General features: G+C 35.6%; 10 protein-coding genes and 1 pseudogene. 6 read left to right on the top strand and 5 right to left on the bottom strand.

Annotated features, from left to right (window positions below):
• Positions 1-270 precede the first annotated feature (270 nt).
• Positions 271-891, bottom strand: coding sequence for a forespore capture DNA-binding protein RefZ (gene refZ, locus D1839_RS05960; protein WP_120379115.1), 621 nt, complete (start codon positions 889-891; stop codon positions 271-273).
• Positions 892-1,003: 112 nt separating this feature from the next.
• Here refZ and D1839_RS05965 point away from each other — a divergent pair, with 112 nt between their 5' ends.
• Positions 1,004-1,498 carry a GAF domain-containing protein gene (locus D1839_RS05965; protein ID WP_120379116.1) on the top strand — a complete coding sequence of 165 codons (495 nt, stop codon included), beginning with the start codon at positions 1,004-1,006 and terminating at the stop codon, positions 1,496-1,498.
• 561 nt (positions 1,499-2,059) lie between these two features.
• Here the strand turns inward: D1839_RS05965 and D1839_RS05970 are convergent.
• A complete protein-coding gene (locus tag D1839_RS05970; protein WP_120379117.1) occupies positions 2,060-3,829 on the bottom strand; it encodes a diguanylate cyclase in 1,770 nt (589 codons plus the stop codon).
• Positions 3,830-4,446: 617 nt separating this feature from the next.
• Between D1839_RS05970 and rpsD the strand changes: the two genes are divergently transcribed.
• Positions 4,447-5,049, top strand: coding sequence for a 30S ribosomal protein S4 (gene rpsD / locus D1839_RS05975; protein WP_050353389.1), 603 nt, complete (start codon positions 4,447-4,449; stop codon positions 5,047-5,049).
• Positions 5,050-5,420: 371 nt separating this feature from the next.
• On the opposite strand, the gene D1839_RS21210 is transcribed toward rpsD, so the two are convergent.
• Positions 5,421-5,612, bottom strand: a complete 192-nt coding sequence (locus D1839_RS21210) for a phage terminase small subunit-related protein (RefSeq protein ID WP_120379119.1) — start codon at positions 5,610-5,612, stop codon at positions 5,421-5,423.
• A gap of 873 nt (positions 5,613-6,485) precedes the next feature.
• Between D1839_RS21210 and D1839_RS05985 the strand changes: the two genes are divergently transcribed.
• The gene (locus D1839_RS05985) at positions 6,486-6,917 is read left to right on the top strand and encodes a DUF4064 domain-containing protein (protein WP_120379120.1); all 432 of its coding nucleotides are present in this window, start codon (positions 6,486-6,488) and stop codon (positions 6,915-6,917) included.
• Positions 6,918-7,108: 191 nt separating this feature from the next.
• Positions 7,109-7,586, top strand: a pseudogene (gene tnpA, locus D1839_RS05990) (IS200/IS605 family transposase).
• A gap of 145 nt (positions 7,587-7,731) precedes the next feature.
• On the opposite strand, the gene D1839_RS05995 reads toward tnpA, so the two are convergent.
• Entirely contained in the window at positions 7,732-8,100 is a 369-nt protein-coding gene (locus D1839_RS05995; protein WP_120379121.1) for a YxeA family protein, read from the bottom strand.
• Positions 8,101-8,356: 256 nt separating this feature from the next.
• A complete protein-coding gene (gene tyrS / locus D1839_RS06000) occupies positions 8,357-9,310 on the bottom strand; it encodes a tyrosine--tRNA ligase (protein WP_120379122.1) in 954 nt (317 codons plus the stop codon).
• Between the two features lie 150 nt (positions 9,311-9,460).
• Between tyrS and D1839_RS20300 the strand changes: the two genes are divergently transcribed.
• Positions 9,461-10,381, top strand: a complete 921-nt coding sequence (locus tag D1839_RS20300) for a transglycosylase domain-containing protein (RefSeq protein WP_199689988.1) — start codon at positions 9,461-9,463, stop codon at positions 10,379-10,381.
• A gap of 135 nt (positions 10,382-10,516) precedes the next feature.
• Positions 10,517-12,511, top strand: a complete 1,995-nt coding sequence (locus D1839_RS06005; RefSeq protein WP_199689989.1) for a transglycosylase domain-containing protein — start codon at positions 10,517-10,519, stop codon at positions 12,509-12,511.
• Positions 12,512-12,841: the final 330 nt, after the last annotated feature.

Genomic DNA, 12,841 nt, shown 5'->3' on the forward strand with positions numbered 1-12,841 from the left:
GATCTAACCGACTTTGTATCTTTTTTCATTTCTTCTTTTTGAACATCACTATAAGAGATTATGATTTACTCATGAAGTAAAATTCGAATCATAATAAATCTACATATTATAATACCATGTTCGACGCTTCTTTTGCTAAAAAAATACAAATAAATTGGCGATTAGATGAAAAATGATAAAATTTGTTTCGTTTAAGCATTTTTTCTTTTTTTGAACTAGCTTCTTAAAGGGGCTGTTTATTTACAGCAATCCATAAAGTGCTGTTTAAAACTAGGCATGATCTTTTTGCTTTGTTACTAAACAATCCAGCCAATCATGTATCGTTTTCACATAGTTGCGGACGAACCTCTGATGGGAATATTCGCCGATAATTTGGTTTTTCCATTCATTTGGCATCATATATGGTGTAACAAGCATACCTTTTAATTGCATAAATAAATAGGTTCGATCATTAATCGATGATCGTTGCTCATCTAATACAGCATAGAAGGCTTTACTTAAAAGATAATTTTCCTTCGCTAAATATGTAACAGTAATTTCTCTAACAAACACCGAATCTAATGATAACTCTCTATGGATAAAACAGGAGAATTGATGCTTGTTTTGTTTATACTGTATAATGAGGAAAATTAATTCCTTTAGTTGATCCAATGTGTGTAAATCTTGGTTCTGTTGGATGATTGCTTCTACTGTTTCTAGATACTTTTCATAGTAATCTGTAACAGCAAATTCTAGCAAACCTTGTTTTCCTTTGAAATAATAGCTAATTAAGGAAACATTGACTTGTGCTTTGTCTGCAATATCACGAACCGATGTACCATGAAATCCTTTTTGAAAAAAGAGTTCAGAAGCAGCCTCGATGACTTTTTGTTTTGAGGGATTAATTTTCATCTTATTCAACTCCTTATATCACCTTTACGACAAAAGCAATTATTTATCCTGCATTTTTCGCTCGACAAAAATAACACATCTGTCGAAAATAACTTAAAAAGGGGAATGTTTTATGTTTCAAACTGCTCACTATTCCGGAAATAAACAAAAAGACTATGATTTATTAATTCGTCAGCTCCAGGCCTTAAGTGAAAATGAACATGATGAAATCGCCATCTTATCCAATGCTTCTGCATTATTAAATCAATTTCTGGAACATACAAATTGGGTAGGATTTTACATTTGGAAAGAAAAAGAGAATGAATTAGTGCTTGGGCCTTTTCAAGGGCTACCTGCTTGTATTCGTATTGGTTATGGAAAAGGTGTATGCGGGAAAGCGATAGAGGAAAATGCTACACAGCGGGTCGCAGATGTCCATCAATTCCCTGGTCATATTGCATGTGACGGCGCCACTAATTCCGAGATTGTTGTTCCAATTAAAAAAGGCGATAAAATATTTGGGGTACTTGATATCGACAGTCCTTTAACCAATCGATTTGATGAAACAGATCAAATCTACTTGGAACAATTTGTCGAAACGTTACAACGCTATTTGACTAACGCCTAAAGATTAACATTAACCCATTTAACTGGGCTATTAAATAACGGTCTTCCTCTTAGTGACGAACTAATGATGCCTTATCGTGGGGGCGCATTTCTCAAGTCGCATCGTTGCTGAGCCCATGCGCACGGACGTGACTATTCGGTTATTTCGTTATCCTCGAAGCATCTCATTTTATAGCTTCTTATACAATGAATAAGCTCCTCTGTGGACACGCATTACTACATAGGGAGCTTATCTTATCCATAGTAACTAATCAAATGAATTATCTTCACCGCCCACTGATTGAAAAGTAGAGCAAAAGCTAAGCTCGCAACGTTCCTAAAAAGAAAACACTTCTTCTACGTATGCGTTTGAAGCGTCACTTCTGTATTGTTTCTTGTCCCTTGTCCTGGAAAAGAAGGCACTTTTCCTGTGTGACACGCACAAGATCTCGGTGCCGCATAATTGGGAACTTAGGTGTCTTTATCCCCACTTAAACCCATGGAATCTACTCGGGTTCTGCGAAGAATCTTACAGCACCTTACATTAGGGATAATTAGCAATTCTTTTTCTTTCATATGCTTCCTATCCTTGTACGACACTGTTCTTTCCCATTTGCTTCGCTTTATAAAGTGCTCGATCAGCTCGAATAAACAACTCGCTAACGGAATCATCAAGGTCATTTTGCCAAGTAGATACACCACATGAAAGGGTCACGGTCGGATTTGTCATCTTTTCCACATGGTTGCAAATTTTGCCTGCTAATGCTACCGCCTCAGCAACTTGCTTATTTGGTGTATAAATGGCTAATTCCTCCCCGCCCCATCTGGCAGGAATTGCGCTATGGTCAGAATACTGATGAATCACTTCTGCTACTTGCTTTAACACATCATCACCTACATGATGCCCATACGTATCATTTACTTTTTTAAAATCATCAATATCAAATAGAATTAATGAACCTTCAGCGGTAATTTCTCTTTGTTGAATTATTTTTTCCTCTAAATACTTCCTTGAATACAGTTTGGTTAAATCATCTGTAATAACGGCCTTTTGTAATTCTTCTTTTAAAATGGCGTTAAAGAGTGCTAACGAACAATGCTGAATAAGAGACTGCATAAATTTGAACATTTCAAAGGAAAAGAAATAAGTAGATGGATGCATAATAACTACTACACCGTAAACATCTAGTCCTTGCCCCATAGGTATAACTAATAAAGAACGATAAGGTAATCCAGTATAGAAATGGTAATTCCCATGAAATGTTGCATCCTTCTCCTGCTCTAACAAAAACGTGGCAAATTGCAAACTATCTGGTTGGTGAAAGTAATCAGTACTTGCTTGTAAAATGGTAACGTCTTCGCTTCCATTTTTGAAAATAAAACCAATTTCTTGTGCTTGACATAACTCCCTAATTTTATCTCTTATATATTCGGTAATTTCTTTGAGGTCTAAATTAGAGTTTAAATGATGGGTAACATCATTAATTAATTTCAATTCTGAAATATGGTGTTTACTATGTTCCATAAGACTTGCATTTTCAATGGCCTTCCCCGCAGTTTGAGCAACATTCGTAACAAATGGAATTTCTCGTTCTGTCAAATTGCAATCTATATCTCCCAATAATTGAACCACCCCATAAACCCCTTGATTCCCTGTTAATGGTACAAAAAGATTTGAAACAGCATCTGATTGTTTTTCAATTTGTACTTCACCTGATATATATGCTTTTGTACTGGAATTCATTGACTGTTTATCGTTGTAGGCAATTGGTTCTACTGGGAAATCAATATCTATATTTGTATCTTGAGATAGCAATAGTTGTATTTTACACTTGGGATAAAAGTGCATAAATGTGTTTATTACGATCTTTACAATAGCTGCTTTTCGTTTCTTTGTAAACAGTGTCATCGTTAAATAATATAAGAATGGATACTGCGTTTTTTCATCCAGTTTTCCATGCACGACATCCAACATGTTTAGAATTTCAGAACGAATGAACAAAAGACTAGCTTCTCCAACAGGTTCAGTTGTTGTTAGCAATAGAAGGTGATCCGTATTTAATGTTATCCAATACCTATCTGGACATTGTTCATTGTACTGCTGTTTATTCTCAAACTCTTCTATAAATATTTTATCTGGAATAAGTTTGTTTGCATTTGTGTTTGTATATAGAATAAGACGTTCGTAAAAGTCTCCATCCCATCGATAAAGACAAACAGCTGAAACACCATTTAATGTATATATTTGCTTTACGATAAATGATAGGTTGTCCAAGGCATTTCGCTTTAAAATATTACGGAGCAGCTCATCATATGCTTGTTGTAGATGATCTCTTATATATTGTAAATTCATTTTTTCACCAGCTTTTTAAATTGTTTATTAACATAAAATTAATTTTTAATGAATCTCGCTTTTCTTTTACCACCTCTGAGTATCTAGGAACAAAAGCAAAACATTAAGTTCTTTTGAAAAAGAAAAAACACTTTTATGCGCGCGTATACCACTACCGAAGCGTTTTTGCTAAAAATTTTTTCTGCGTGTCTACCTCTCTAAAATTAACACCTTGTAAGTCGAACGAATTAGGCATTTAGGCTTTTCCTAACTTGTTTTTTGCCGCTTCGACTTGAAGTGGGATTTTACAATATCTTTTATCTAGAATAAACGCTAAACAATAATGCATACATCTATTATAAACGATATAGGACTTTTTTCCTATCTTGTGATTGTAAAAATTGTTTTTTCATAAATAGTTGACTTATGAACAGAAAAATTATATACTATTCGTTGTGTAAAATAATAAAGTAGCCTTAGTGATCTGGCGCTTGTAACCATGTTGTTCCTCCGTACAAGGAGGTGTATCGCGTAACTCTTAGCTGCTGGAGCGATGGTACATGAAAACATCATGAGCAAGAGGATAGAACACGCTCTTTTATTTTATACAAATAAAAGAAAAAAGGAGGAAATGTCTTATGGCTCGCTATACTGGACCAGTATGGAAAAAATCACGTCGTCTTGGCATTTCATTAACAGGAACTGGTAAGGAATTAGATAAACGCCCTTACGCACCAGGTCAACATGGACCGAATCAACGTAAGAAAATGTCTGAATATGGTTTACAACAACAAGAAAAGCAAAAACTACGTTTCATGTATGGTTTAAATGAACGTCAATTCCGTACGTTATTTAACAAAGCAGGTAAAATGAAAGGTGTGCACGGTGAAAACTTCATGCTATTGCTTGATTCTCGCCTTGATAATCTTGTTTACCGCTTAGGTTTTGCCCGCACTCGCAGACAAGCTCGCCAGCTTGTTAACCATGGTCATATTACAGTTGATGGTTCTCGTGTAGATATTCCATCTTACATGGTTAAACCTGGTCAAGTTATCGGTTTACGTGAAAAATCTAAAAATCTGGATATTGTAAAAGAGGCTATTGAAGTAAACAACTTCGTTCCTGATTATTTATCTCTAGATGAAGAAAAATTAGAAGGTACTTTTACACGGTATGCAGAACGTGAAGAATTACCTGCAGAAATTAACGAATCGTTAATCGTTGAATTCTACTCACGTTAATTTCAGAGTATATTTTTTAACAGTTTTCAAAACCCTAGAAAGCTTGTCTTATCAAGCATTCTGGGGTTTTATGTTTTTTTATGCTTAGTAAAATAATATATTCTCCCCCATTCATTTGGGGGAGGTTTTTAGCGTTTATTTACAACCATAAAACAAGTAACACTTGTATTACTTTTATTATTTAAAAGCACGGACAGGCGTTATACATAAAAAATTGAATGTATCTTCCCTTAGAGTATATTTCTTATCAATAAATACATTAACTTACCTTTTATGTTAAATAAAAACTTTAAATTAAGTCGAAATGTTATCAATATAGTAATGTTTCTTTAGGAAGTTATTCGGCAAGTAACGCATGTTTTAAAGTAACACTATTCCCTAAGGGAAGTATTCTTATTACCCAGTTGCCACCTTTTTTTGTTTGCAACCTTGTTTCGCTCCCAACCATGCCGTCTTTTCCATGACTTTACGGTATTTATGGAAACACCGTATTTCTTAGCTATATCTTTATACTTCATACCATTGTTGTAGTCTATTTCTGCTTTCTTATGTCTAGCTTCCATTTACATTAACACCCACCTCCATATGTATTCGAGTTGTTTTGTAACTAAGAAAAAGTACTCTTTATTCTATTTCATCTCTCATGCTAACTGAGAACATCCCTAATAGCATTAATCGCTACATAAACAAGTCAAATTTTATTTTAATTTCTTTTCGAGTTAATATAATACCCTTCACAGAAAACCGCTTCATATTGGCTTGTTTTTCGATTTAAGGATGTATTGCAATATTTAACGTCTGGCTTAACAAAGCTATTATTCTATGAATTGTATTTTTCTTTTTCTAAATAAAATCTATTAACAAGTATTTCTTTAATATATTTCTTTAGCATTTTGACATTATTATGAAGAAACTATTTTTGCTGTACTCTACGTAGGGTACGGTTATAGGTGTGCTCTAAATATTATGAAGTTTATTTACATTGACAAGAGCTGGGCTAACCACTTTATTTCAAGCAAAAAGAGATAACTTTTATTCCACATGTAAGGCGCCGTTAGACTCCCATTTCGAAATCTTGAGTGAATACAAAAAGTCTAAGTGAGAGAAAACGGCACCTAAATGCGAGATCCGTTCAAGGGCCTTTAGGATCATACCCTGGCGGTACGAACATCCAGTGAGAGATGGAAGAAAACTCTCACTTTATTATTCAACGATGATTTTATATAAAAATAAAGGACGTTTTTGCTTTGAAAAAATCCTCATAAACCACAACTTAACACACTTTTAATAGCTTTACATGGTAGAATATGATATTTTATTAACATGATTCGTCTATCCATCTACATATACTCAACAAAAGCATTTTTGTAAAGCGAATTCCTTAAGTGCTCATTCTTGGATAGCTGAATATAAACTTTTTACTTGGAGGTATAGAAGTGAAACGTACAGTTGAAATGATTTTTACTGGAATTGGGATAGTTATATTCTTACTCATGTCTATTAGCGTTGGGGTAATTGCATTTACTGATAATGAACAGGTAGAAGTAATGGCAAAAGACTTTGTAGAGCTTCAGGAAAAGACTTCACAACCCGGTGTAGAAAAATTTAGTGAAGAAGAGTTTCAAACTTTACTCGAGAAGGGAACAAACTACCTGTTTTTTGTGTTTTTAATTAACCTGTTATTAGGTGTTCTTGCATTATTTTTCTTAAAAGGAGACAAAAAACCAAAAGCTGCTGGAATACTGTTAATTATTACTGCCATCATTGGTACAATTGCTAGTTTTTTCTTTGGAATTATTGGCGGAGCTGCATACTTAATTGCAGGTATTATCTCTTTAGTTCGCAGACCAAAAAAACTACTTGAATAGCTTATATTCGCTTTAATGTGCGCACGGGCGGTACCAATTAAATGGTACCGCTCGTTATTTTTATGGTCTTAGAAAACCCCTGGCTATGCCGGGGGTTCCAGAAAGCTTCTAGCGTGGTGTCAAAAAAAGCCTCTCTTCATGGTAAGATAAGGTTGGTTTCCCGACCATCAAATCTCACCACAAAAGGAGGCATGTCCAAGGAAGGACAAGTATGTTTAGCACACACGCAGTGGAGCTGTCAGTATCATTTAGTTTTTGCACCAAAATATAGAAGACAAATTATCTATGGAAAAATATAAAAAAAGTATAGGAGAAATAAGCAGAGGACTCTGCGAAAGAAAAAATGTTGAAATACACGAAACAAATGCATGCAGGAACCACATCCATATGTTGGTGAGTATACCACCAAAACTGAGTGTATCTCAATTCATGGGTTACTTAAAAGGGAAAAGTAGTTTAATGATCTTTGACCGTCACGCCAACTTAAAGTATAGATATGGAAATCGAAAGTTCTGGTGTAGAGGCTACTTTGTAGATACGGTGGGAAGAAATAAAAATCAAATCCAAGAATATATACGAAATCAGCTTAAAGAGGACTACGTGAGCGATCAGTTAACATTATTTGAAGAATTTGTTCCGTTCACCGGGAAGAAAAATAAAAAGAAATAAGAGATTCTTTTAGAATCAGCGAGTGAGTGTGGTGCAGAAGGGAAAACCATTCAGTGGGCCTTTTAGGCCGAGGCCGGTAACAGAGGCTTCCAGCCGCAGAGCAAACCACCAGTCCACACTGTTTTGATTTCATATTCATATATCCTTATTCAAATTTCGCCCGCACCTTACTTGGCAGTTCCTTAAACTGCACTTCTTTCCAAGAGTCAACATAGGTACGCTTTGTTATAACCTTTAAATAAGCCGTTTCCCTCAGTTGCTTACTAGCCGTAAAAGTTACTTCATGTTTTTCTCCCGATTTATCATAACCAGTTAAGCTATATTCATAATCTCCTGTATCAAGCTCCTTACCTAATTTATTTATTTGCACAAAAATATCGGTTTCTGGCAGGAATGGATTTAGCTTATCAGTGAGCTCATTTTTAACAGCCACTGTAAAAATAATGATGGGTAAAGCAATAATTAACAAACAAACTATTAGTACTAGCAAAAACTTCCCTAACCTTTTTTTCATGTAAATTCCTCTTTTCGCTTCTTTTTACTTCAATTATAGAAAAACACATGAATAAAACCTATTGATCTAGGTTACATTTCCTTTCATTATTGAAAGATTATAAACTAAAACTTCACACAGTATTTTTTCACGACGAATCCAAATTGAGGGCTTTCCAGATATATTTCTCCCCTAAACCCCGTGTTGGAAACATATAATTATTGCAGAATGTAAAAAGAGCAGGAGGCATGAAGCTACCTGCTCTTTCATAAGGTTTTTAAAACGAAATTAAAAAGTACTTTTTCTTCCCTCGGCGAATTACCGTAAAAGCTTCTTCAATTAGGTCATCCTCTTGAAGCTCATAGCTCGTATCCTGCTTTCGCTCTCCATTAATATAAATGGCTCCATTAGCCATATCTTCTCGTGCTTCTCTTTTTGACGGGGAAATTTTGGCTTGCACTAATAAATCAACTAAGCTGATATATTTTATCTCCGCTTTAAAAGTAGGTACATTTTTGAAACCTTGCTTCATATCACTGGCAGACAACTGTTTAATATCGCCACTAAATAAAGGTGGAGAAATCTTTTTTGCTTGCTCCAGTGCTGCTTTGCTGTGAACCATCTTTGTTATTTCTTCAGCCAGCTTTTTATGAACAACAAACTTTTCGGAATGTGTTTTAATCTCATTTTCTAATTCAGCAATTTCTTCTTTGGACATAAACATGAAATAACGGATGAATTTGATAACGTCTCGATCTGGATCTGTATTCAACCAAAATTGATAAAATTCGAGAGGATGTTTTTCAGGATCGAGCCAAATTGCACCACCTGCTGTCTTCCCGAATTTAGTTCCATCAGCTTTCGTAATCAAAGGTACGGTTAATCCAAATACATTTGCTTCTTCTTTGTTCTCTCTTGTACGGCTAATTAATTCCATACCGGCAGTAATATTCCCCCATTGATCACTTCCACCTATTTGTAATGTACATCCCTCTTCTTCATACAATTTCATGTAATCTAAAGATTGAAGGATCATATAACTGAATTCTGTGTAAGAAATACCTTGTTCAATTTTAGCTGAAACAGACTCTTTTGCCATCATATATTTAATTCCAAAATGTTTTCCTATATGCCACAGAAAATCAATTACAGTCAAACTTGCTAGCCGATCATGGTTATTTCTTGCAACAACAGAGTTTTCACCAACCGTCAGTTCTCTATTAACAAGGATTTGTAAAACTACTTCGTTCCTTCATTGCAATAGACATGTATTTGTATATGTCTATATCCTATATGAATTTAAAAAGCAATAGCAGGGAAAATTTTGTTATTGCCTTCTCTAGGAATATGCTATAATAAGAAGGATTTAGGAGGGTAGACCATGGATTTGAAACAAAAACTTCGAGCTTTAATAAATAAATGGAAATCATCTTTCAATGACAAAGGTTCATCTTCTCAACCGTTCCTTGAAAAATGGAAAGAACTGTGGAATGCAGGAAAAATTCAACGTACCTCACGCATAACCTACAGTGTAATTTGGAATATTATTCTATTTTTTCTTATCATTGGTTTAATAGGTGTTTTTTTTGCTGGCGGTGTAGGTGCGGGCTATTTTGCTTCGCTTGTCAAGGATGAACCGGTGCGTTCTTATCAAGTGATGAGGCAAGATATATATAATTACGAAGAAACATCTAAATTATATTTTGCTAATGACATATACTTGGGAGAATTACAATCGGATCTATACAGAGAAGAAACTACGTTACAGAATATTTCACCGACATTAATTGATGCGGTTATCGCAACAGAAGATGAGTATTTTCAAGAGCATAAAGGGATTGTCCCAAAAGCTATTGTTCGGGCTATTTTACAGGAAGCATTAAACGCAGATACAAAAACAGGTGGGAGTACGCTAACACAACAGCTTATTAAAAATCAAATTTTAACAGATGAAGTCTCCTTTGAACGGAAAGCTAAAGAAATATTACTCGCTTTACGTCTAGAGCGCTTTTTTGAGAAGGATGAAATTTTAGAAGCTTATCTCAATGTCGTCCCTTATGGAAGAAATGCATCAGGGGATAATATTGCTGGGATAGAAACTGCTGCAAAGGGGATATTTGGTGTTTCTGCAAAAGAAATCAACCTTGCTCAAGCAGCATACTTAGCCGGGTTGCCACAGAGCCCTTCTGCTTACACACCTTTTCAAAATGACGGCACCTTAAAAGATAAAGACTTGCTGCAATATGGGATCGACCGTATGAAATCTGTTCTGAAGCGTATGTACGAATCTGACTATATTTGAGAAAAAGAATATAAACAAGCGATAGCATACGATATTACGAAAGACTTTACGAAGGGTTCCCCATCGTCAATTGATAAATACCCCTATTTAACATTTGAAATTGAAGATCGGGCAAAGAAAATTTTAATAAAACAGTTGGCTAAAAAAGATGGATATAGTGAAAAAGATTTAGAGAACGACGCTGATTTACAAGCAGAGTATGCAGAGCTCGCCAAACGTAATTTACGGGGTAATGGATATGAAATCCATACAACTATTGATAAAAAAATGTATGATGCGATGCAAAAAGCGACCAAAGCGTTTGCTTACTATGGTCCAGATCGTACGTTCACAGTAAAAGACCCGGATACTGGTAAAATGAAAGAAACAACAGAAAAAGTGCAAACAGGCAGTATTTTAATTGAAAATAGCTCTGGAAAAATTCTAAGTTTTGTTGGTGGACGAGGATATGAAGACAATAATGTCAACCACGCATTTAAAGCAAAACGCTCCAATGGTAGTACGATGAAGCCATTACTCGTATACGCGCCTGCCATGCAAGAAGGAATTATTCAACCGGGAAGCGTAATTGCTGACTACCCGAAAAGTGTGCCAGGTTGGGAATTTGGAAAGCCAGGGAACTACGGCGGAGGACATTACGGAATTGTTTCTGTCCGAGAGGCATTGGCAAAGTCATATAACTTGCCTGTAGCTGAAATATATTCCAAAATACTGAACAAAGACCCCGCTTCAAAGTATCTGGAAAAAATGGGCTTTACATCATTAACGGAAGGAGACCATGCTCATCCTTCTCTATCGATTGGATCCATGGATAAAGGTGTTTCGGTGGAAGAAAATGTGAACGCCTTTGCGACGTTTGGTAATAACGGAAAATTCAAGGATGCCTATATGATTGAAAAAATAACTACCAAAGGTGGGGAAGTTATCTACGAACATAAATCAAAGGCTGTCGATGTCTTTTCTCCACAAACTACTTATTTAATGGTTGATATGATGCGTGATGTTCTTAGAAATGGAACTGGAGTTTATGCCAATTCACAATTAAAATATCGTGGTGTTGATTGGGCTGGTAAAACAGGTACTTCTCAAGAATATAAGGATTCTTGGTTCGTTGCTACCAATCCGAACGTAACCTTTGGCACCTGGATAGGATATAAAACTCCATATCCTTTAAATAATGCAGGAATGGGCTTAAGCTATGGACAGCGTAATATTAAATTATGGGCTGAATTAATCAACAGTGCAACAGAAGTAAATCCTGAATTACTTGCTCCATCTAAAAACTTCCAGCGACCAAATGGCATTGTATCAAGAAGCTATTGCGCTATATCAGGCTTACTACCATCAGAACTTTGTCAAAAAGCTGGTCTGGTCAGGAGCGACTTATATAATAGCAAATATGTCCCTTCAAAAGTGGATGACAGTCTTGTCTCTGGCGGTAGTATGGTTATGGTAAACGGAAGAACGGTTGCCCCTGGACCAAAGACTCCAAGCGAATTTACTACTGGAAATGGCTTAGCATTTAACGCTGAATTTTTAAAACGAAAAGGATACGATAAATTGAGTGATCTAAGCATATTATTCCCACGAACCGATCGTGAAAAATGGGAGCGAATCAGTGGTGTTGCAAGCAGTTCTGGAAATGCTGTCGAAAATGACGGTAAAGCCCCAAATGCTCCTGGATCATTAGCAAAAAGCGGCGGGAATTTAACATGGAGTAAATCTTCTAGTCAGTTTGTTATTGGCTATCGTATTTATCAAGCTACCGGACCTGGCAATAGTTTTACTCAGATCGGTCATACAACAGCTACTTCATTCGGTATTAGAGGTGGGAATGGCCGTTATTATGTGAAAGCAGTTGATTATTTCGGAGAGGAGTCAGCAGCTTCAACGCAATTACTTGTTGGAGGGACTCCAAAAGAAGAACCTGAAACACCGATGAAAAATAAGGCTAAGAAAAAAGTCCAGCCTCCTAATGAGCCTTCAAACAAGGAGCAAGAACAGCAAGATGAAAGAACAGATAAAAATGATCATAAAGATAAAGTAAAAGAAAAAGAGGATGATGGAGGCGGCAAAGAAACAAAAACACCAAAAACGGATGCTAAAAATGAGGACGAAGAAGCAGAATAGCTTTCCTGTAGCGTTGCAATGTTTTACATGTATGCTCATGCAATAGAGAAACTCCAATGATCCTGTATCCTTTCTCAAGGTACAGGATCTTTTTTACCTACCTTCTACAGTTTTATCTTTTTATAGACGCTGTAGGAATAGTTTAGGTTAAAAGCTGGTCCAATGATATGATATTACCTCCTAGCAAACCTTCATTGTAGTTTTACAAAAAAACGTTCATTTATATCATTTTTCAAGTAATGTTTAGAAATCGTTCATTAATCTTACTAAAAATTCAGATCATAATGTTGTATAATACTATGTAAGCGTATTATTTAATTAGGTGGTGTA

Origin of the sequence: Roseburia sp. 1XD42-34 (assembly GCF_009917385.1) — a bacterium.
In the GTDB taxonomy this organism is placed as follows: domain Bacteria; phylum Bacillota; class Bacilli; order Bacillales; family Amphibacillaceae; genus Virgibacillus.